Source organism: Gordonia sp. L191, from assembly GCF_030077625.1.
Classification (GTDB): Bacteria; Actinomycetota; Actinomycetes; order Mycobacteriales; family Mycobacteriaceae; genus Gordonia; species Gordonia polyisoprenivorans_A.
On record NZ_CP125996.1, the window covers coordinates 1,130,629 to 1,153,502 of the forward strand.

At 69.3% G+C, this 22,874-nt stretch carries 13 protein-coding genes; 7 read left to right on the forward strand and 6 right to left on the reverse strand.

Features of this window, described 5'->3' with window-relative positions:
- Positions 1–4 precede the first annotated feature (4 nt).
- From QNM97_RS04975 to QNM97_RS04985, 3 genes are all read left to right on the forward strand, one after another.
- The gene (locus QNM97_RS04975; RefSeq protein ID WP_283821847.1) at positions 5–1,165 is read left to right on the forward strand and encodes a sensor histidine kinase; all 1,161 of its coding nucleotides are present in this window, start codon (positions 5–7) and stop codon (positions 1,163–1,165) included.
- Positions 1,162–2,256, forward strand: coding sequence for a DUF8320 family protein (locus QNM97_RS04980; protein WP_283821848.1), 1,095 nt, complete (start codon positions 1,162–1,164; stop codon positions 2,254–2,256). The genes QNM97_RS04975 and QNM97_RS04980 overlap by 4 nt, the downstream gene beginning before the upstream one ends.
- Before the next feature lie 168 nt (positions 2,257–2,424).
- Positions 2,425–2,871, forward strand: coding sequence for a response regulator transcription factor (locus QNM97_RS04985; RefSeq protein WP_349632349.1), 447 nt, complete (start codon positions 2,425–2,427; stop codon positions 2,869–2,871).
- 114 nt (positions 2,872–2,985) lie between these two features.
- Here QNM97_RS04985 and QNM97_RS04990 read toward each other — a convergent pair whose 3' ends face one another.
- The 6 genes from QNM97_RS04990 to QNM97_RS05015 form a co-directional block, all read right to left on the reverse strand.
- Positions 2,986–3,933, reverse strand: a complete 948-nt coding sequence (locus tag QNM97_RS04990) for an anti-sigma factor (protein WP_283821849.1) — start codon at positions 3,931–3,933, stop codon at positions 2,986–2,988.
- Complete coding sequence (locus tag QNM97_RS04995; protein ID WP_283821850.1) at positions 3,926–4,618, reverse strand: sigma-70 family RNA polymerase sigma factor; 693 nt, start codon at positions 4,616–4,618, stop codon at positions 3,926–3,928. The genes QNM97_RS04990 and QNM97_RS04995 overlap by 8 nt, the downstream gene beginning before the upstream one ends.
- 34 nt (positions 4,619–4,652) lie before the next feature.
- Entirely contained in the window at positions 4,653–5,435 is a 783-nt protein-coding gene (locus tag QNM97_RS05000; RefSeq protein WP_006370439.1) for an ABC transporter permease, read from the reverse strand.
- Positions 5,425–6,549, reverse strand: a complete 1,125-nt coding sequence (locus tag QNM97_RS05005) for an ABC transporter ATP-binding protein (RefSeq protein ID WP_208796271.1) — start codon at positions 6,547–6,549, stop codon at positions 5,425–5,427. Before QNM97_RS05005 ends, QNM97_RS05000 begins: the two co-directional genes overlap by 11 nt.
- 1 nt (position 6,550) lies before the next feature.
- Positions 6,551–6,805, reverse strand: coding sequence for an MbtH family protein (locus QNM97_RS05010; protein WP_208792150.1), 255 nt, complete (start codon positions 6,803–6,805; stop codon positions 6,551–6,553).
- Between the two features lie 64 nt (positions 6,806–6,869).
- Positions 6,870–20,795 (reverse strand): non-ribosomal peptide synthetase, encoded by a 13,926-nt coding sequence (locus tag QNM97_RS05015; RefSeq protein WP_283821851.1) that lies wholly within the window; start codon positions 20,793–20,795, stop codon positions 6,870–6,872.
- A 461-nt stretch (positions 20,796–21,256) separates the two neighbouring features.
- Between QNM97_RS05015 and rplN the strand changes: the two genes are divergently transcribed.
- The 4 genes from rplN to QNM97_RS05035 are packed head-to-tail and all read left to right on the forward strand — an operon-like array spanning position 21,257 to position 22,711.
- Entirely contained in the window at positions 21,257–21,625 is a 369-nt protein-coding gene (gene rplN, locus QNM97_RS05020; protein ID WP_006370435.1) for a 50S ribosomal protein L14, read from the forward strand.
- Position 21,626: 1 nt separating this feature from the next.
- A complete protein-coding gene (rplX, locus tag QNM97_RS05025; RefSeq protein ID WP_006370434.1) occupies positions 21,627–21,944 on the forward strand; it encodes a 50S ribosomal protein L24 in 318 nt (105 codons plus the stop codon).
- A gap of 1 nt (position 21,945) precedes the next feature.
- Positions 21,946–22,524 carry a 50S ribosomal protein L5 gene (rplE, locus tag QNM97_RS05030; RefSeq protein WP_006370433.1) on the forward strand — a complete coding sequence of 193 codons (579 nt, stop codon included), beginning with the start codon at positions 21,946–21,948 and terminating at the stop codon, positions 22,522–22,524.
- A 1-nt stretch (position 22,525) separates the two neighbouring features.
- On the forward strand, positions 22,526–22,711 hold the full coding sequence (locus tag QNM97_RS05035; protein ID WP_006370432.1) for a type Z 30S ribosomal protein S14: 186 nt from the start codon (positions 22,526–22,528) through the stop codon (positions 22,709–22,711).
- Positions 22,712–22,874: the final 163 nt, after the last annotated feature.

The window sequence follows — 22,874 nt, forward strand, 5'->3', positions numbered from 1 at the left end:
GGCGATGGGGCCACGCGAGGCCCGGATTCAGCGGCTCATGGCGCAGTTCGTCGGCGGTGGCTTCCTCGCGTACTTCGCGGTGTCGGCCGGAGAATTCGCGCCCACCGCGCATTTCGTCGCGGCCTGGTACACCCCGGTGGCGATCGTCGCCGCATTCGTCCCCGGAATCCTGCTGTTCCTCTACAGTTTTCGGCGGTCGCTCGATCAATGTACGCTGACCGCACTGGCGTACCTCACCTCGACCGGATACCTGAGTGCCATCGCGCTGTGGCTCGTGGCCTGGGACGGTGTGGCTGTCGAGGTGGACCAGGTCACCTGGCTGATGAGCTTCGGCGGTCTGCCGTCGCTGGCGATCGTTCTGGTATGGCCGCTGTCGGTCAGCGCGGTGCATCTGCTGGCGTGCAGCGCGGCGTCGACCGCGATCACCAATCTCGGCCGATCCGGGGTGCTGGAGTGGGGTGTCGTGCCGCAGATCGTGTGGGGCGTGGCCTATTCGTCGATTTTCCTGGTGGCCTCGTCGATGATCCGCCGCACCGGCCGATCCCTGGACACCGCACGCGAGGCGGCGCTGGCGGTTACCGCCAGCACCGCCGCGGCCACCGCCCGTGATGTCGAACGTGCCCGCTTCGACGCCCTGGTCCACGACCATGTCATCGCCACACTCCTGGCCGCCCGCCACGGCGTCGCCGACCACCGGCTGGCGCTGCAGGCCGGCCATGCCCTCGCCCAACTCGACTCGCCTGCAACGTCTGTCGACGACGATCTGGCCCGTGACCCCGCGGCGGCCCGGCTGCGCGCCGGGGTCTCCGCCGTGTCGGATGCGGTGCCGGTGATGATCACCGACGCCGGCGACGTCGACGATTCGCGGTACCCGGGAGAGGCGGTCGCCGCGATCGCCGAGGCCATCGGCGAGTCGGTGCGCAACAGTCGGCGGCACGCGGGAGCCGACGCCGAGTGCGCGGTCTACGTCGAGTTCGGACCGGGACACCTACACGCGACCGTGATCGACGACGGTCGGGGATTCGACGTCGGATCGGTCCCGTCCGAGCGTCTCGGTATCGAGGTGAGCATCCGGCTGCGGATGGCCTCGATCCCCGGGGGGCGGCTCGCGGGTGCGCAGCGCCCCGGACACGGCACCGCGGTGGGGGTGTGGTGGCGCGAATGAGCATCACCCTCGCCTCCGTGCTGCGGCAACCGCCGCGCAACGACGCCTCGACGCTGTTTGGCCTGCAGTCGCCGAAGGCATTCGTCGTCGTCGGATGGTTCACCGGCGCAGGGCTTCTCGCCGCCGGATACGGATCGGGCGGCGTGGGCAACTGGCCGCTGTTCGCGCTCGCCTACCTGGTGTTGCTCGCCGCCGTCGCGGCGCTCACCCTCGCCCCCGGTGACCCCATCGGCCCGCTCGCCACCGCGGTCGTCGCGACGGCGCCGTCGGTGGTCATCGGCCTCGGGGTCCTCTCCTGCGCCCGACCGCCGGCCGTCGCGTTCGGTGTCCTCACCGGCTGCGTATCGGCGCTGGCCGCCTTCCTGTGCGTCCGGGGTCGAGTCGTGGCGGCCTGGTCGGCGTTCGTGGCCAGCGTTGCGGTGTCGGTCGCCGCAGGTGTTCCCACCGGCATGCCGATGATCTGGGCGAGCACCGAGATCGCCAGTGTTGCAGTGCTGTTGATGGCGATGCTGTTCGCCGCCATCATCCGCCCCGCAGCGCGCGAGATCTACGCGCTGCGCGCACAGACCGTACGAGAGGCCGGCCACGCGGCGGCGGTGGCGGCAACTGCCGCCGAGCGTGTGCGACAACTCGCACGACTCGACGAGCAGGCACGGGAGCTGCTCGAGATGATCGCCTCGGGGCGGTTGCTCAGCGAGGGCGAGCGATTTCGGTGCCGGCTGGTGGAGGCGCGGCTGCGTGACGGGATCCGGGCGCCGGCCCTCGACGTCGGTGAGGTCGTCGAGGCCGTGTGGTCCGCACGCGAGCGAGGCGTCGGGGTGACGCTGCTCGACGACGGCGGATCCGCCGCACCCGGCGCGCACGGGCTCGTCGACTCCTCCCGGGATTCGGGCATCGCCGGGCTGCGGGCCGCTCTGGTGGACCTGGTGCGATCACTGGCACCCGGCGACACGGTGACGGTCCGCATCCATCCCCTCGGCCGCGACCCGATCGGCACGATCGTGGTGCGCACGGATGACGGTGCGCGACGTCTGGACTACCGGGCGAGTGGCGAACCCGAGATCCGGGATCGTACCGAGATCACGGATTGACGAATCGCTTAATCCTTGCATCTGCAAACGACGTCCCCCATGTTGGGACTATTCGGTTGCTGAACGCAGCCTTAACATTCTCTGTGAAAGTTGATCGACCCCAGTGCGAACGGCGAGCGCGATCCACGCGCGTGAGCCGTGGTACCTGACAGCGAACGAGGACCAACGGTGACGACCGCGCATTCCGATATCTCGGACACCATGCCCCTTCCGGCCCCCGGACATCCGGTCGGTCACCCCTGCGACGCCCGCGCCTCGGTGGCCCGTATCGCCGACTATCGACCGCCGGTCGCGCCGGGCTCGCATCTGCGGATGCGCCCGCTCGCACCGGTCCGGCCGCCGATTCGCCCGGTCATGCCCAGCGCCGGGCCCGCGCCCGCGCCGATCCGGCGTCCGGTGCTCTCTCCGCGCGAGATCGAGGTGCTTCTCGCCTGGTTGGCAGCGGAATCGAAGGACGAGGCCGCCGATCAACTGTTCATCGCGGCATCGACCGTGAGCACCCACCTGGCCCGTATCCGGGCGAAGTATGCGGCCGTCGGTCGCCCCGCGCCGACGAAGACCCATCTGCTGGCACGCGCGCTGCAGGACGGCATCACCCGCCTCGAGGACTGGTGAGTCCCGCAACGTCCTGAAATCCCGGTACACCCGAGACCGACGACGACTCCCGCGCGCCGATGGCGTCCGGGGGTCGTCGTCGTCAACCGGGTAGCACGTCGGCTCGGACGGGAATCACAGTGACACCTGCCCGAGGATGTCGGTCGTCGGCTGCGGTGATCCGCCCTCCGGCTCGATGGTGACGGCCAGAACCTGAGAGTTGTCGATGCGTTCGATGAGCAAGGGATCGCTCGCCGCGGAACCCGGAACGAGGCCCGCCGACGCGGGCTGCGCGTTCGCGCCGCCGACCAGCCACAGCTGGTAGGTGCGATTCGAGGGCAGCGGGGTGCGCTGATCGCGTAGCACCGCCACGGCCCGATTCTGGGTCCGCGACGCCACCACCGACATCGCTCCGTGATCGTCGGCCAGCCGGGCGACCGAGACCACCGCATCCGGTGCCTGCAGGACGTCGAGGACGTTGCGATCGGCCGTCGTCGTCGTCGGCGCCGGCTGCGGAGCCGTCTGTCGTCCGACGAGCACACCGGCACCGAGCGCCACGCCCACGACGACCGCCGCGGCGGCCAGGGCTGCGGCTCGTCTGCGCCGACGCGCGGCCAGGTCGATGACCCGGCCCTCGTCCGGACCTTCCGGCGTCGGGGTTTCCGGAGCGGGCGGACCGGTTGCCGCGTACGCGGGGTTGTCCTTCCCGGCGACCGGCGACACCGCCGTGTGCCGACCGGTATCGGTGCTCGCCGGAGTCGAAATCGAGGAGGTCGGGCTCGACGACGGCGATCCCGCGGAGGACGACGCCTGTGCAGAGACGGCCGGTCCGGTGGTGTCGGCGGGCGCGGAGAAGACGTGATCGAGGACGCGATCGCGCAGTTCCGGTCGCGCCGCCAAGGCGTAGCCGGCGGCGAAATCGGCCATGGTGGTGTGGATTTCGTCGATGCGGCCGTCGTAGATGGTGCGCTCCAACGGGGTCAGCCCGTTGTACTCGTCGACGAATCGGTCGGCCTCGGCGCCCTCGAGGGCGTGGATGGCGAACAATTCGACGTGGTCGTCGAGCCACTCGGTGTCAGGCATGGCCGCGTCCTCGCAGGCAGTCACGCAGCCGCCGCAGCCCGTCCCGCATGCGCGACTTGATGGTCGGCAGTGGGGTGTCGGTCCGGGCGGCCACCTCGGGATAGGTCAGGCCGTTGAAGTAGGACATCTCGATGCTGGAGCGCTGCAGTTCGGTGAGATCGTCGAGACAGGTCCGCAACGTCCGGGTTTCCTCACGGTCGACGACCACCTCGAGCGGCAGGGGATCGGAGACCGATGCCTGCGCCACGCCGGCCTCGGTGACCCGGCGTCGTTGCAGATCCTCGGTACGCACCCGGTCGATCGCACGCCGGTGGGCGATGGTCATCATCCAGGTGATCACCGACCCGCGTTCGGGCCGATAGGTTGACGCCTTCTGCCAGTACTGCAGGTACGCCTCCTGGACGACCTCCTCGGCATAGTTGGCATCCCGGATCACGCGTAGCACCAGACCGTAGATCCGGGCGTTGGTCAGGTCGTAGAGCCGGGCGAAGGATGCCCGGTCGCCGAGTGCCGACGCCTCGAGCAGCGCGCGCATCGAGGTATCGGAATCGTCGGCGAAGGAAAGGTCATGGCGAGGCGCGTCGGTGAATCCGCGGCGCTCGTGGGTGTCGGGCTCGCGGTGTGGCGGCGACGTGTCATCGGTGGAGGGTGGCACCCCTCCACGGTAGACATGTCCGATCAGCATGGTGTCACGATCCCTGTCGATTGATCATGAGTCGTTACCGACTCGTCGAACGGCGGTAGAGCAGCAACGACACCGGCACGCACACCGCGAGGATCACCAGGCTGGCGCCGATCGAGTACCCCAGGGCGTGGTCGGCGACCCATCCGGACGGGGCCGGGAAATCCGGCGGCGCACTGTTGCCGAACTTCTCGCGTGCCATCGTCGCCACCGCGGTCACCGGATTCCATTCGGCGATCGCGCGCAGCGGCCCCGGCAGGCTCTGCGCGGAGATGAACGCACTCGAGAGGAACGTCACCGGGAACATCCACAGGAACCCGATGCTCTGAGCCACTTCCACATTCGGTGCCGCCAAGCCGCTGACCGCGCCGATCCAGGCCATCGCCAGGGCGAACAACGCGATCACGGCGAACGCGATCACCGCGTCGCCGGCGCTGCCGCGGACCCGCCAGCCGATGGCCAGACCACTGGCGACCATGACCGCGAGTCCGATGGCGCCGAGCAGCATGTCCGAACCGACACGTGCGGCGATCACCCCGATGCGTGACATCGGCAGCGACCGGAGGCGATCGACGATGCCCCCGGACATGTCACCGGCCAGGCCGACGGTGGTGAAGGCGGCGTTGAACACGACGGTCTGGGTGAAGATGCCGGCCATCAGGAACTCCCGGTAGGGGGCTCCGCCGAGGGTGGCGCCGAAGACGTAGGCGAAGAGCACCACGAACATCAACGGCTGCACGGTCGCCGAGAGCAGCAGGGTCGGGATGCGTTTGACGGTCAGCAGGTTTCGTTCGACCAGGACTGCGGTGTCAGCGAACATCGCTGGGCTCCAATCGTTGTGGGTCCTCGCTTGCCGGCGGGTCGGCGGCGACGCGACCGGTCAGCCGGAGGAAGACGTCGTCGAGGGTGGGGGTGCTCACCGAGGCGTCGACGATCTCGATCCCGAACTCGCCGCAGATCCGTACCGCGGCGACCGCACTGCGCGTTCCGCCGGCAACCGGTACCGACCAGCGCACGTCGTCGATCCGCTCGGGCATGCCGAGTCCGACCTCGGCCAGCGTGGTCGCGATGACCTCGGTGGCGGTGCCGCTGCCGCGATCGTGCCGATCGTGATGCGGGGCGACCTCGACGGTGAGGATCGCCGGTGCGGTGGTCTCCTTGAGCTCGGTCGCGGTGCCCTGGGCGCGGATCGTGCCGTGATCGATCACGGTGATCCGGTCGGCGAGTTCGTCGGCCTCCTCGAGGTACTGGGTGGTCAGCAGCACCGTCGTCCCGGTGGCGACCTGCTCGCCGATGACCTCCCAGATCTGGCGCCGGCCGCGGGGGTCGAGACCGGTGGTGGGCTCGTCGAGGATGATCAGTTTCGGATCGTTGATGAGCGCACCAGCGAGGTCGAGGCGACGTCGCATACCGCCGGAGTAGGTGCGCATCGGACGATCGGCCGCGGCGTCGAGATCCAGATCGTTGATCAGTGCGCGTGCCCGCTCGCTCGCGTCGCGGCGCGAATGTCCGTAGAGCTGGGCGACCATGCGTAGGTTCTCGAAGCCGGTGAGCGTCCCGTCGACGGCGGCGTACTGGCCCGACACCCCGATGATGTCGCGGACGGCCCCCGGGTCGGCGAGCGCGTCGAGGCCGCACACCTTCACCGAGCCGGAATCCGGGCGCATCAGTGTCGCGACGGCGCGGACGGTCGTCGTCTTGCCCGCACCGTTGGGGCCGAGCAGCGCGTGGACCGTCCCGGCGGGCACGGTCAGATCGAGGCCGTCGAGGGCCCGCACCTTTCGTCCGCGCCCGAACGGACCGGAGCTGAATGTCTTTGTCACACCGGTCAATTCCAGCGCCGGAGCCGAGCCGGTGGTGGGCAGGCGCTCGGTGATCGGGTCGGTCGCGCCGGGATGTGAGGAACTGAGGTCGGGGTCGAATCCGCCGGCCATGCTATGCCGTCCCATCCTGGATCCTCCCGGTTCGGTGGGCGTCGGGCGCCTCACCCATCGCGGCGATCAGGCTCGCCGGCCGCATGTCGTGCCAGTGGTCCTCGACGTAGGCCAGGCAGGCGTCGTGTCCGTCGGGCCCGTAGACCTGCTGCCATCCCTGCGGGATCGGCGCGAAATCCGGCCACAGCGAATGCTGGTTCTCGTGGTTGACCAGGACGGAGAAGACCCCGTCGGTGTCGTCGAACGGGTTGGTCATCGTGATGCTCCCATCTCGTGTGATTCGTGTGGACTCTCGACCGATGGCGGTGGTGGCCGCCGCATCAGGCCTCTGCGATGGCCCGGGCGAACCCGGGTACGTTCTCGCCCTGCAACATTCGGGCGTGCGAGCAGTTCAGCCGGACCTCGTGGACGTGGCCGCGCAGCGCACGGGTCCATCCGGCGATCGCCGGTGGCCCCGGCGGCGTGTCGGCGGTCGCCGAGACGAACACCGCGTCACCGTCGTACCGGCGCGGATGCCAGGTCTCGGCGAGTCGCGAGGCATCGACGAAGACCCGGTGCACCGCGGCGAACTCGTCGACGTCGAGTGAGGCCAGTGGTCCGCCCGCGGCCACCACCGTCTCCCACGCGCGTTCGGTGGTCAGCTCACCGGAGTGCTCGGGGCGGATACCGAATTCGGCGAGCAGCGCACCGAGATCGGGGGTGGTGTCCAGATCCGGACGTTGTGCGACGACGAAGGCGTCGAGCAACATCAACTGGCCCACCTTCTCGCCGGCCTCGGTGAGTTGCACCGCCATCTCGTGTGCGATGAGACCGCCCAGCGACCACCCGAGCAGATGGTACGGACCGTCGGGGTGGATCGTCCGGATCTGCTCGACGTAGTGAGCTGCCAACGCGCCCACCGAGTCCGGCGACACGCCGCCGCTCAGCGCCGGATGTTGCAGACCGTAGACCGGGCGGTCGGCGGGTAGATGGGTCAGCAGCGAGGAGAAGCTCCACGACAGGCCGATCGCCGGATGGATCACGAACAGCGGGGCCGGGCCGTCGGCGGTGCGTCGACGACGCAGCGGCAACACCGTCGCCATCGCCGACGGTGCCCGATCGCGGTCGTCGGACTCCGGCCCGGAGGTGCCGGTGGTCGTCGTGCTCGCGGAATCGCCCAGAACGGCAGCGAGTTCCGCGGGCGTCGGCGCCGCGAACAGGTCGTTGACCCGGACGTCGCGACCGGTCGCCGCGGACAGCCGCGCGGTCACCTCGGTCGCCGACAACGAGTTGCCGCCGAGGTCGAAGAACCCGTCGTCGGCGTGCACCGCGGACGGCGCGATCCCCAGGATGTCGGCGAAGGTCGACGCGACAAGGGTTTCTGCGCCGGGCCGGGGTGCGCGACCGGGTTCGGCGGTGCGTGCCGGTCGTGGCAACGCCGCGCGATCGAGCTTGCCGACCGGCGTCAGCGGGATCTCGTCGAGAACGGTGATACTCGCCGGGACCATGTGTCGCGGCAGCCGGCTCGCGACCTGCCGGGTCAACGCCGCCGGGTCGATCATGGCGCCGTCGGCCGCGCAGACGTAGGAATGCAGGCCGGCCGAGACCGCCGATCCCGACTCCGATGCGGTGTCCTCCACCAATACGGTGACGGCGAAATCGACTGTCGGATCGTCACACAGGGCGTCGTCGATCTCGCCCAGTTCGACGCGGAAGCCCCGCAGCTGCACCTGGTTGTCCGACCGGCCGACGTAGCGCAGACGTCCGAGCTCGTCCCGCGCGACCAGATCGCCGGTGCGGTACATGCGGGCGCCGGCCCAGTCCGGGCCCGCGACCATCGGGACCGGCAGATACCGCTGCGCGGTCAGCGCGGGCCTGCGGTGATATCCGCGGGTCACCTGATCACCGAGCAGATACAGCTCACCCATCACCCCGGTCGGCACCGGATGCAGGCGCGAATCCAGGACCATCGCGGCTACACCGTTGTTGGGTGTGCCGATGGTCAGGGCGCCGACCTCGTTCGGATCGGCCTGCGCCGCAAGCGGTTCACTGCCGGTGACGATGATCGTCGTCTCGGTGGGGCCGTACACGTTGAGCACGGTGCGATCGGGTGCCCAGCGACGGACCAGGTCGGGGCCGTAGGCCTCACCGCCGATGGCCAGGTGCGACAGGGTCGGGACCGACGCCGGATCCATGCTCGCCACCGCCGCGGGTGTGATGAACGCGTGGCTGACGCGATGCCGGTCGATGAACTCGGCCAGAGCCGTGCCGCCGTAGAGGTCCGGCGGAACGATCACCAGCGCAGCCGATCCCGATGCCGCCAGCAGGAATTCCAGTACCGAGGCGTCGAAACTCGGGGAGGCGAAATGCAGGACCCGGGAGTCGGTGTCGGGCGCCATGCGGGAGTGCAGTTCGTCGTGGACCGCACGCAGTCCCGAATGCGGGACCAACACGCCCTTGGGTCGCCCGGTTGACCCCGAGGTGTAGATGACGTAGGCCAGGGCATCGGTGCGGTGTACCGGGATTCGTTCGCGGTCGCTGATCGGTGTGGGTGCGCTGCGGCCGAGTCGTGACCGGGTGGCAGTCGAGTCGACGATCACCGTGGGCACGGTGTCGCCGATCCGCTCGGCGACATCGGAGCGGGTGAGCACCAGCACGGCACCGGAATCGGCGAGCATGTGCGCGATCCGGTCGGCCGGGTAGGTCGGGTCGATCGGCACATAGGCGGCACCCGAACGCACGATCGCCCAGATGGCGACGAGCGCGTCGATCGAGCGGGGGATCGCCATCGCGATCACCGGCTCGGTGTCGCCGAGATCGCGTCCGAGGATCACCCGGGCGAGCCGATTGGCGCGGGCGTCCAGCTCGGCGTAGGTGAGCGATTCCTCGGTGCCGTCGGCATTCTCGGCCACCGCGGCACAGCCGTCCGGATTGCGACGGACCGCCTCGTCGAACAGCGAGCCGAGGGTGAGCGTCGGCGCCGATTCGGGGCCGCGCGCCGGGCTGACCTCGGCGACCTCGAGCGGATCGGTGATCCGCACATCGCCGATCGGGCGGTCGGCGTCGGTGATCATGGCCCGCACGACCCGCAGCAGACGGGTGGCGAGGATCTCGGTGTCGGCGTGGCCGTAGCGGGTGCGATCGAAGGTCACCTCGAGCATCGCGCCGGGCGCCGACGAACTCGGCGCGGTGCGGGGCGCGAGTCCGGTCACGGTGAACTGGAGATCAAACTTGGCTGCCGCAGCACCGATGTCGAGGACCTCGCCGGTGAGTTCATCGGAGAGCGGCCACGCCGTTCCCAGGAGTCCGTCGCCGAAATCGTGGACCGACAGCGCGATCTGGAACAGCGGATGGCGTCCGGGCCTGCGGTCCGGGTTCACCGCCTCGACCACCTCGTCGAAGGGGGTGTCGCGGCGGTCGAGGGCCGACAGATCGGCATCGCGGACGCGCTCGAGCACCGCGGCAATCGTGTCGTCGGCCCGTACCCGGGTGCGCAGGGCGAGGGTGTTGACGAACATACCGACCATGCCGGTGCAGTCCATGGCGGGACCGTCGTCGTTGGGGCCGGACCGATTGGCGACCGGACTGCCGATCACCAGGTCGTCGCCGACGCCGAGCCGGTGCAGCAGAATCGCCAGTGCGGTGTGCAGCACCGTGAATCCGGTGGTGGCGTTCTCCCGCGCCCAGGCGACGAGGTCGCTGCGCAGGGTGTCGTCGATCGGCACCGTGACGGTGCCCGCGCCGCCGGAGCGGGCCTCACCGGCTGCGCCCGCGCGGGTGGCGGGCACGGCGGTCTCGGTGGGCGAATCGGCATGCAGCTCGGACCAATACGCGAGATCATCGCGGTCGAGTGCGGCCGCGCGGATCGCATAGTCGCGGTAGTCGACGTCGGGTTCGGGCCAGGCGTCGGTACGGCCGGCGAGACGCTCGGCGTACGCGGCGGCGAGATCGGCGGCCAGGACGGGCAGCGACGCACCGTCGGCGGCGATGTGGTGGATCACCAGCAGCAGCACATGAGCGCTGTCCTGGTCCGCGTTTCCCGGGTCCGGCGACGGCGCCAGCAGATGTACCCGCATAGGGGCCTGCGACACCGGGTCGATGGGCCGGGAGAGGCGCTCGGCGATCGCTGCGGGCATATCACCGACGGTCTGTACGGCGAGATCACCGATCACCTCGTGGCCGTGCTCGAGGACCACTCCGTGCGGTGCGGAGTTGAGCGCGGGGAACACGGTCCGTAGGGAGACGTGCTTGGTCACCAGGTCGGTGAGGGCTCCGCGCAGTGCATCGAGGTCGACGCGGCCGTCGAGCCGGATCGCCAGCGGGATCAGGTAGTCCGTCGATGCCGGGTTGGCGCGGGCGATCGACCACAGTCCGCGTTGCACCGGTGCCGCCGGTACCTGTGCAGGCCGTGACACGGTGGGCCGTCCGGTGCTCTCGGGTGCCGGGACCGGCTGTGCGTCAGAGGGATTCACCAGCGCCGCGAGATCACCGATTCGTGGGTGATCGAACAGGTCACGAACCCGCAGTGCCGGGCCGTCGTGGCGCCGGTTGAGGCGGCTGATGACGGTGGTGGCCTGCAGGGAGGTGCCGCCCAGACCGAAGAAGTCGGCGTCGGCGTCGACCTCGGCGGGATCGACGTCGAGTACCCCGGCGATGGTCTCGGCGACGAGCGCGAGCGGAGAGCGCGTCTGTCGAGCGGCGGTCGCGGGCTCGTCGGCGGGTACCGTCGCCGCGCGCTCCATGGCGAGCAGGGCCTTGCGGTCGAGTTTGCCATTGGGTGTCAGCGGGATCTCGTCGATCACGATCACCGTTGCCGGCACCATGTGTGATGGCAGTGTGCGAGACACGAAGGCGCGCAGGTCGGCTGGGGTGGGGGCAGCGGAATCGACCGCCGCGGAGTCGACCGCCGCGAGCCGGACGTATCCGAGGAGTGCCGCATCGGCACCGGTGCCACCGACCGCTGCCGCGGCGAAGTCGACGGCCGGATGCGCCGCGAGCGCCGCGCCCACCTCGTCGAGTTCGATGCGGAATCCCCGCACCTTGACCTGATTGTCGCTGCGGCCGTGGAAGATCAGCGAACCGTCGCCTCGCTGGTGCACCACGTCGCCGGTGCGATACATCGGTGTGCCGGCCGGCACACCGGGTAGGTCCGGGGCGGCGACGAAGCGTGCGGCGCTCAGGGCGCTGCGGTGCAGGTAGCCGCGGGCGACCCCCGGCGAGATGAGATACAACTCGCCCGGGCACTCGTCGGGTACCGGGCGCAGGCGGTGATCCAGGACGAGCGCGATGGTACCGGCCACCGGTGTGCCGATCGAGATCTCGGCGCCCGGCTCCAGCGGCGCCGACATGGTGGCGACGATGGTGGTCTCGGTCGGCCCGTAGCAGTTGATCATGCGGCGGCCCGGGGCCCAGAGCGACACCTGCTCGGCGGTGGTCGCCTCGCCACCGACGGCCAACGTCACCAGATTCGGCAGTTCGCGGTGACGGGCCGTGGCCAGGGCGGCCGGGGTGATGAACGCATGCGTGATCGATTCGGCGGCAAGGAAGTCCACCAGCTCGTCACCACCGACGATGTCGGTGGGCGCGATCACCATGGTCGCGCCGGCGTCGACGGCCAGGAGCAGCTCGAGCATCGACGCGTCGAAGCTTGGGGAGGCGAAATGTAATGTGCGAGCGCCGGGTTCGACGCCGTACCGGTCGCGCTGCGAGGAGCTGAACGCGGCGAGGCCGGCGTGCGGCACGATGACGCCCTTGGGTGTGCCGGTCGAGCCGGAGGTGTAGATGACGTACGCGGCGCTGTCGGGGTGTCGGTCGGCGCTGGATTCGGCGAGCGCCGCCGCCCGCAATTCCTCTTCCGGGGTCCGCGGGGAGGCGAAGTGCCGCGGCCACGCATCGAGGGACACGGTGTCGACCCACCACACCGGATGCGGCAGGGTGCCCAGGCGGGTATCGGAGGTGATCCCCAGCAGCGCAACGGAATCGGTGAGCATGTGGGCGATCCGCTCGTCGGGATGGCGCGGATCGATCGGCAACACCGCGCCGCCGGCCAGCGCGACGGCCCAGGTGGCGGTCACCGAGTCGACCGATCGTGGCAGGGCGACGGCGACGACGTCGTCGGTACCGATGCCGAGATCGCGCAGGTGTGAGGCCCACCGTTCGGCGCGCGTGAGGAGCTCACGATAGGTCAGCGCAGCGGTTCCGTCGTCGATGGCGATGGTATCGGGGTGCTCGACGGCCGCGGTCTCCAGGAAGTCGGCGAGGTGACGCGGCGCCGGGGGCTCGTGGTCGGGGATCCGGACCTGGGCGGCTCGGGAAGGCAGCACGTCGTCGAGGGGCCGATCGGGATCGTCGAGGATGGCGTGTGCCAGCGCCACCAGATCGCGGGCGACCGACTCCACGCGAGCGCGCGAATAGACGTCGGTGGCATAGGTGCAGACGAGGGTGTCCGAGCGCAGCCGGATCTCGAGATCGAAACGGGCCGAGCCGGTCTCGACCTCCTCGGCCGACACCTCGAGTCCGGGCAGCTGCGGCAGTGGTAGTTCGGTGGCGCCGTCGCGCACCGACGCGTCGGCGGCCAGCGCGATCGAGAACAACGGATGACGGCCGGTGCGCGGCGGGTTGATCCGGGCCACGAGGTACTCGAAGGGCATGTCGGCGTGCACGAGTGCATCGAGATCACGATCACGCACCTCATCGAGCAACCGGCCGAAACTCTGCTGCCCGTCGACCGGGGTGCGCAGCACCACCGAGTTGACGAACATCCCCACGATGTCGGCGAGCCGGGGATCGGTGCGGCCCGACACCGGTGTGCCGATCACGACGTCGGAAACGGCGCCGTCGATCTGCACCTCGGGTCGCGCGTCGTGATGCCGCAGCGTCGCGGCCAGCAAGGTGTGCAGGAGCGTGAACTCGGTGACGTGGTCACCGGCGAGCCCGCGCAGCCGGTCACGGATGTCGCGGCCGAAGTCGACGCGGACGACACCGGCGGCATCCGGGGTGGAGTCCTGCCGATCGCCGGCCGAATCATTGTGTGCCGGTGCGGCATCCGGGGCGAGGACCGGGGTGTGATCCATGCCCGAGAGGGTGTCCTCCCACCAGTCGGCGAGCGTCGCGAGGCGACTGTCCCGGTCGTCGATCCGGCGCGGGTGGACGACCGCGCCGGGATCGACGCCGAGACCCCGGGCCTGCCACCGCAGATGGTCGCGGTAGCCGACCCGGAGAGGCGGTTGCGACGATGATCGACCGTCGCGAATCCGCGCATAGGCGCCGGCGATGTCGTTCGCGAGCGGCGCCATCGACCAGCCGTCGGCAGCAATATGGTGCACGACGACGGTCAGCTTGTGATGATCGGAGTCGCCCGTGGGCGAATCGATCCGGTGCAATGCGACCCGCAGCGGGGTGTCGCGGGTCAGATCGAACGGTTGCCGCGCCAACGCGCGGGCCGCCTGCGGCCACAGCTCGGCGGTGGTGTGCTCGAGCGCGAGATCGACGGCGGCATCGTCGGTGTCGAGGACCCGCAACTCGGGCCGCCCGTCGACGTCGGGATAGATGGTGCGCAGCGGCTCGTGACGATCGACCGCGTGGCGCAACGCTTCCCGGAGCGCGTCCACGGCGAGGTCACCGCGCAGATCGAGGGCGAAGGCGATCGTGTACGAGGCGGTGTCGGCGTCGGGATCATCGGCGCCGAGACGGTTCAGGAACCACAGCTGTTGCTGCGCCGGCCCGGGAACGACGGGACCGTCGTCGGACTGCGGGGCGGGTGCCGTACCCGGTGTCGGGTCGACCTCGCCGACCTCGCCGACCTCGCCCGCCAGCCGCGCCAGACCGGCCACGGTGGGATGGGCGAACACCTCGCGGACCTCGATACGACGCCCGCCGAGCTGTTCCAGCGCGCCGGCGAGGTGGGTGGCCAGCAGCGAGTTGCCGCCGAGCTCGAAGAAGTCGTGATCGCGACCCACGCTCGCCGGGTCGAGTTGCAACCGCTCGGCGATCACCTGCGCCACCATGCGTTCGGCGGCACCGACGGGCGCGACGTATTCACCGGTGTCCGAACCGATCTCGCCGACCTTGCGGGCGGCGACGGTCTCGGGGTCGGCGAGCGCGCGGCGATCGATCTTGCCGATCGGGGTGGTCGGGATCGCCGACAGGGCGACGATACTGCGCGGAACCATGTGCGCGGGAAGGTGATCGCGGATGCGGTCGGAGACGCCCGCGAGTGCCGCGGCGGGATCGACGTCGCCGTCGAGCGTGACGAACGCGACGATGCTCGCGCTCTCACCCGAGCCGCTGGTGATCGTGACCGCGGAGGCGACGGCGTCGTCGGCGGTCAGTACCGCGTCGATCTCGCCGAGTTCGATACGGTGCCCACGGATCTTGGTCTGATCGTCGGTACGCCCACGGAACTCCAGCTCGTGCTCGGCGGTCCACCGCACCAGATCGCCGGTCCGGTACATCCGGTCGCCGGGTGCACCGAAGGGGTTGGCGATGAAGCGCTTCGAGGTCAGCGGCCGAATACCGTGATAGCCGCGGGCGAGATGCGGTCCGGCGATGTACAACTCGCCGACCGTGCCGGGTGTGACCGGCTGCAGCCGCTCGTCGAGGACCATCGCGGCGATCCCACGGATGGGTCGTCCGATGGTGATCGTCGAATCCATCGGCGTGATCTGCTCGGAGACGGTGGCCACCACCGTTGTCTCGGTCGGGCCATACGCGTTGAACAGGGCCGGGCCCCGCGACCAGTCGCGCACCGCCTCGGGATTGGGGTGTTCTCCGCCGATCACCAGCGCGTGCAGACCCGGCACGTCGTCGGGACCCATGGTGGACAGCAGAGACGGCGTGAGGAAGGCGTGGGTGATGCCGCGGTCGTTGATCAGTTCGGCGAGTTCGCGTCCGCCGACGAGTCCCGGCGGAGCGATGTGCATGGTCGCTGCCGCCGCGATCGCCATCAGCATCTCCAGGACCGAGGCGTCGAAACTCGGCGAGGCGAGGTGCAGTGTGCGTGACCGGGCGGTCAACCCGAAGTGCACCACCTGATGCGCCGCGAAGTCGGCCAGCCCCCGGTGACTCACCACGACGCCCTTCGGGGTGCCGGTCGTGCCGGAGGTGTAGATCAGGTACGCGGGGTGATCGACCGACAGCGGTGCGGGTCGTTCGCCGGCGGTGATGGGTGCGTCGTCATGCCCGGTCCAGCCGTCGGCCTTGTCGAGAACGACGACGCGCCGATCGCCGGTGATGCCGCTCATCGCCGGTGCCGACGCCGAATCGGTCAGCAGCAGAACGGCTTGCGAGTCGTCGATCATGTAGGCGATCCGCTCGCTCGGATAGTTCGGGTCGACGGGCACCCACGCCGCTCCGGTTCGCGTGATCGCCCACACCGCGGTGATCGTGTCGACCCCGCGGGGCAGGGCGACCGCGACGAAGCACTCGGGGCCGGCTCCGAGATCGAGCAACTCGCGCGCGAGCCGGTTGGCCCGACGGTCGAGCTCACGGTAGGTCAGGGCGGCGGTCGCGTCGCGCACCGCGATGCGGTCCGGTTCGGCGCGCACGGCCTCGGCGAGGAGGTCGGTGAGATGTTCGCCGGGACGTCCGGCGATGCCAACGGCCGGGACGAGGCCGAGACGCTCGGCGGGATCGAGGAGGGTGATGTCGCCGATGGGGCGTGCCGGGTCGGCCACGACTGCCTCGAGGATGCGGCGCAGTCGGGTGGCCAGCGAGGTGATGGTCGTCGCATCGAACAGTGCGGTCGCATAACCGATCTCGAGCGAGAGCCCGGCCGGAGTGCCGTCGGCGGCGTGCCGCTCGGTGAAGGTGAACTGCAGATCGAACTTGGTGTGGCCGACGTCGATCCGCGAGGCGGTGGCCGACAGATCGGCGAAGTCGAGATCGATCGCGTCCGCGCCGTCGCGGCCGGCGCCGTGACCGCCGGTGATCGCGTCCTCGAGAGCGACCGACACCGAGAAGAACGGGTGATGGCCCGCGGCGCGGGTCGGATTGAGCTCGGTGACGATCCTGTCGAAGGGCAACTCGGCGTGGTCGAACGCATCGAGATCGACGGTCCGGACGGTGTCGAGCAGGGCATCGAATCCGAGGTGCTTGTCCACGCGGGTGCGCAGCGGAACGGTGTTGACGAACATGCCGATGAGATGGTCGAGGTCGGCGTCGCCGCGACCGGCGACCGGCGTACCGATCACCAGATCGTCGTGGGAGGACCCGGTGCGCAGCAACGCGGCCACCAACGCGTGCAGCGCCATGAAGGTGCTCGCGCCGCGGGATTCGGCGGCGGCGTGCAGGGCGGCGTGCGCGTGCGCGGGCAGCCAGGCGCTCACGGTGGCGCCGCGCGAATCGTATTCGCGGGGTCGGGGGCGGTCGACGGGCAATTCGGTTTCGGTGGGTGCATCGGCCAGCGTCGCCCGCCAGAATTCGAGATCATCTGCAGCGGAAGAGCTTTCCATGGCCGCGTGCTGCGTGGCGCTGAATTGCGAGTAGGACACCCCGAGCGGCTCCCACTCGGGGGCATGCCCGGCCGCGCGACTGCGGTACGCGGTCGCGAGGTCGTCGGCCAGCGGCGTCAGCGACCACCCATCGGCGGCGATGTGGTGGATGACGATCGTCAGACGGTGATCGTCGGAACCGGCCCGGACCAGACGGGCACGCAGCGGGATGTCGTGGGCGAGATCGAAGGGGGCGCCGGCGAACTCGAGATCGCTCACGGCCCTGTCGGTCTCGGTGACGGTCAGATCGACGTCGACGTCGGCGGCGTCGTGCACCTCGATGCAGGCGGTGCCGTCGATCTCGGTCACCGTGCTGCGCAGCGGTTCGTGGCGGGCGATGACGTCGACGAGAGCCGCGTGCAGAGCGTCGACGTCGAGTTGGCCGACGAGACGAACCGAGAACGGGATGTGGTAGTTGGCCGAGTCGGTGGAACCGAGCCGGTCGGTCAGCCACAGCCGATGCTGGGCGGGGGACAGCGGAACCGGACCGCTGGGGGAGTGCCACCGGGTGGAGTCCGGTGCCGCATGGAGCGCGGTGTCGTCGACGACGGTGGCCAATGCGCGCAGATCGGCGGAGTCGAAGATGTCGCGGATACCGACACGGCGCCCGGTGGCGCGGGACAGTCGCGCCGCGACACGCGTCGCCGACAGCGAGTTGCCGCCAGCGTCGAAGAAGTTGTCCGACATCGACATCGACGAGCGCCCGAGGACCTCGCCGACGAGATCGGCGACGAGGTGTTCGGTCGCCCCGACCGGCTCGACGTGCGCACCGGAGTCGGCGCGTTCGGGTACCGGGAGGGCACGACGATCCAGCTTGCCGTTGGCGGTGGTCGGCATGTGTTCGAGGAGCATGAGGGTGGTGGGCACCATGTGGGCGGGGAGTCGTTGCGCGAGTTCGCCGCGCAGGTCGCGGGAATCGAGACGGTCACCGCACAGATATCCGACGAGCACGACGTCACCGTCGACGACGTCATCGCGCAATGCCACCGCTGCCGAGGACACACCGTCGAGTTGCGCGAGCACCGTTTCGATCTCACCGAGTTCGACCCGCTGGCCGCGGATCTTGACCTGGGAGTCGCTGCGGCCCAGGTATTCCAGGGCGCCGTCGGTGCGTCGACGGACGAGATCTCCGGTGCGGTAGAGGCGTCGGCCGTCGGCGGCGGCGATGAATCGCGACGCCGTCAGGTCCGCTCGGGCGGCGTATCCCCGGGCCAACTGCGGTCCGCCCAGATAGAGTTCGCCGATTGCGCCCACCGGCTGCGGGCACAGGCGATGATCGAGGACGATCGCGTCGGTGTTCCAGACCGGGGTGCCGATGGGGGTCACGGTGTCGTCGGCGCGGCAGTGGTCGTGGTGGGTGACGTCGATCGCGGCCTCGGTCGGGCCGTAGAGGTTGTGGATCGGTGCGTCGGTGACGCGTGCGGTGGCGGCCACGGTGGCCGGGGTCAGCGCCTCGCCACTGGTGATGATCCGCCGCAGGCTACCCAGAGTGCTTGTTGCCGTGTCATGTTCGGTGCCGAGAGTCTCGGCGAAGGCCGCCAGCATGGACGGCACGAAGTGCACGGTGGTGATCGCGTGACGGTCGATCACCTCACGCAGATACCAGGGATCGCGATGCCCGTCGGGGGTCGGCACGACCAATGCCGACCCGGAGATGAACGGCCAGAAGAACTCCCACACCGACACGTCGAAGGTGGCGGGGGTCTTCTGCAGCACCCGGTCGCCGGGGGCGAGCCGGTAGCGGTCCTGCGTCCAGCGCAGGCGGTTGGCCAGCGCGCGGTGGGTGATCGTGACGCCCTTGGGCATGCCGGTCGACCCGGAGGTGAACAACACGTAGGCCGGCTGATCGGGCAGCGGACGCGACGGGCGGATGCCGGATTCGGCGGGCGCGTTCTCGATGGTTGCCGAATCGATGGGAGCAGTGAACAATTCGGACACGGTCAGGGTGGCCGCTGCTGTGGGCAGTGCCGGTCCGTCGGAGTCCACGATGATCGCGGTGGGGTCGGCGGTGGCGACGATGTGAGCGAGTCGCTCGGCCGGTTCGCCCGGATCGATCGGCAGGAATGCGGCACCGGCCCGCATCACCGCGTGCAGCGCGACGACCTGCTCCACACCGCGTGGTAATGCGACACCGACCACCGACTCCGGTCCGATACCGCGCGCGGCCAGAGCGTCGGCGATGTGCTGTGCGAGTGCGGTGAAGTCGGCCAGATCGAGTGCTTCGCCGGAGGTGGCGTCGACGATCGCGGTGCCTCCCGAACGGGTGTGCCCGGTGTGGGTGCGCACCGCCTCGTCGAGCAGGTCGAGGACCGTTTCGTCGCCGAGATCGACCGAGTCGCCGTGTGATGCGACGTCGATCCGGCTCTGTTCATCGATTCCGGGCAGCGGCAGAGAGGTGATCGGCAGGCCGGCGTCGGACCGGACGAACCGCTCGAGGAAGTCGATGATCCGACGGTGATGGGTTTCGATCTCCTCGGGGGAGTACAGGTTCGGGTTCGCCTCGAGATCGAGTCGCATCCCGCCGGTGAATCCGTCGTAGACGTTGATCGAGGCATCCTCGACGGGCCCGGTCGACAGGACGTTCAATTCGCCTCGGAGAGTGGCGAAATCGATGTGCTCGAAGAACAGCATCACGTTGATCATCGGGCCGAAGAAGCCGCGCCGTCCCGACGGCGAGTCCAGCACCCGACCGGTGATGTCCTCGTGGCGGAAACGCTGATGGCGCAACGCCGCCCGGACGTCGTCGTTGGTGGCCCGGATGAGATCGGCGATGCTGCGCGGGGTGTCGTCGGCGCCGAGCCCGACTCGGATCGGGATGACGTTGGACGTCAGACCCGCCGAGGTGCGCAACAGGTCGTTGTCGCGGCACGCCACCGGCAGCGAGGTCATCGCCTCGGTGCGGTTGTTGAGTTTGGCGAGGTAGGCCGAGACCGCGGCGGTGATGACCGACGCCACCTTCACATGATGGCGTTCGGCGACCTCGCGGATGGCGGCGATCAGGTCGGCGTCGAGGATCGCCGGGCGCACCGTCGCCACCGGAGCGGCCGGCGCCGATCCGGTCGACAGCGAGGTGATCTCCGCTGGGGCGCCGGACTCGTCATGCAGACGCGAATTCCAATACTGCAGAGCAGCATCGAAATTGGGCGATTCGCGCCAGTCCCGGTCGAATTCGGCGACCTGTGCCATCGTCGCGGTGTTCGCGGGCGGTACGTCGGAACCGGTGGCCAGTGCGGTGTAATGCGCCGCGACGCGCAGCATCATGTACATCGCCGCGTAGCCGTCGAAGGCCAGATGGTGCCCCCAGCAGTACCAGACGCTGTGTCGGGGGCCGAGTTCGAGCAGGTAGGTCTCGAGTAGTGGGTCGGAGAACAGGTCGGTCGGCTGCGAGCGGTGCTCGTCGATCCAGGCCAACGCGGCCGCGCGCGGATCGTCGGCGGCGGAGAAGTCGCGGCGGTGCAGCGGAATGGTGCGGGTGTGATCGACCAGGACCTGGGGCTCCCCGTCTTGCGGCTCACCGTCTCCGGATTCGCCGGCGTGGCCTACGGCGTCGGGGGAGACCAGGGTGATCAGACCGGACTCGGTCTCGACAGAGGTGGCAGCGACCGCGCGGCACATGAGGTCGGCGTCGACGGCGTCGTGGAACTCGGCAAATGCGGCAACCGACATCGGCACCTCGGGTTCGAGGAGCTGCGCGTAGTAGATGCCGCGCTGCGCCGCCGTCATCGGAATGGCGCCATCGGTGTCGGTGAGTTCGATGGTCAGGTCGTCAACACTCATGAGGTGCCTCCTTGGCGTGAACCGGAGTCGGTGCGGTGCCGGGTGTGGCTCGGCAGGGACTTCGGGCGGCAGATGGGCGTAGATGGGTCCAGATCGCGTGAGATCGTGTGTTCCCCGTCACTGCCGGTGGTCCCCACGCCCCCGACGCCCGGGCCAGGCATTGCCCGGATGCCCGGCCGACGAAACCCCATCGCACGCTCCGCGGGTACGGGCAGCGCCGAGGATTTGGTTCCCACCTGCGGTTTCACCTACACTGGACGGGTTGCCTGCGGTGCGTGAGCGCCGCGAATCGGCTCGTGAACCCACTGGGAAGGCCCGCTTACGGCGGAAAAGCCCAGGCAGGCGTGTGTCCGATGGCAACAGGCCGTGTGCGTCGGGTCGGAAATCCGGCGCACAGATACGTCTGATCGGCGCACGCTGTTCGGACGTGTCGACGACATCCAGGTCAAGGAGAGAATCGAATGATTCAGCAGGAGTCTCGCCTGCGGGTCGCCGATAACACGGGAGCCAAGGAAATCTTGTGCATCCGCGTGCTGGGCGGCTCGTCGCGGCGCTACGCCGGCATCGGTGACACCATTGTCGCCACTGTCAAGGACGCCATCCCCGGTGGCAACATCAAGAAGGGCGAGGTCGTCAAGGCGGTCATCGTGCGCACTACCAAGGAGCGCCGCCGTCCGGACGGAAGCTACATCCGTTTCGACGAGAACGCCGCCGTCATCCTCAAGGGTGAGAGCGACCCCCGCGGTACCCGCATCTTCGGCCCGGTCGGCCGCGAGCTGCGTGAGAAGAAGTTCATGAAGATCGTGTCGCTGGCACCGGAGGTGATCTGACATGAAGGTGCACAAGGGTGACACCGTGATCGTCATCTCGGGCAAGGACAAGGGCGCCAAGGGCAAGGTCATCGAGGCCTACCCGCAGCGTGAGCGTGTCCTCGTCGAGGGCGTGAACCGTATCAAGAAGCACACCGCCGCCTCGGCCAACGAGCGTGGCGCGGCCTCGGGCGGCATCGTCACGCAGGAAGCCCCCATCCACGTGTCGAACGTGATGGTCGTGGACTCCGACGGCAACCCGACCCGCGTCGGCTACCGCGTCGACGAGGAGACCGGCAAGAAGGTCCGGATCTCGCGCAAGACCGGGAAGGACATCTGAGATGACCACCACTGAAAAGGTCCAGCCTCGGCTGAAGCAGCGCTACCGTGCCGAGATCAAGGACGCGCTGAACAAAGAATTCGACTACGCCAACGTCATGCAGATCCCCGGCGTGGTCAAGGTCGTGGTGAACATGGGTGTCGGTGACGCCGCCCGCGACGCCAAGCTCATCAACGGCGCAGTCGCCGACCTCGCGCTGATCACCGGCCAGAAGCCGGAGATCCGTCGCGCCCGCAAGTCCATCGCACAGTTCAAGCTGCGCGAGGGCATGCCGATCGGTGCCCGCGTGACCCTGCGCGGCGACCGGATGTGGGAGTTCCTCGACCGTCTCGTGTCGATCGCGCTGCCCCGTATCCGCGACTTCCGCGGTCTGAGCGACCGTCAGTTCGACGGCAACGGCAACTACACCTTCGGTCTCAACGAGCAGTCGATGTTCCACGAGATCAACATCGACAACATCGACCGGCCGCGCGGTATGGACATCACCGTCGTCACCTCGGCCACCACGGACGACGAAGGCCGCGCACTGCTTCGCGCGCTGGGCTTCCCGTTCAAGGACAACAACGCGAAGGACAACTGAGATGGCCAAGAAGGCTCTGATCAACAAGGCCAACAAGAAGCCGAAGTTCGCCGTGCGCGCCTACACCCGGTGCAACAAGTGCGGTCGCCCGCACTCGGTGTACCGCAAGTTCGGCCTGTGCCGCGTGTGCCTGCGCGAAATGGCACACGCCGGCGAGCTGCCGGGCGTGCAGAAGTCGAGCTGGTGACTTCCCGCCGGTGACTTCACCGGCGGCACAACACCTCACAACGACCCCGTCTCCCTCACCGGGAGGCGGGGTCGTCGTGCTCTCGCCGACGGCGCCCTCTATCTCGCCGACAGCGCCCTCTTTCTCGCCGACGGCGCCCTCTATCTCGCCGACAGCGCTCTTC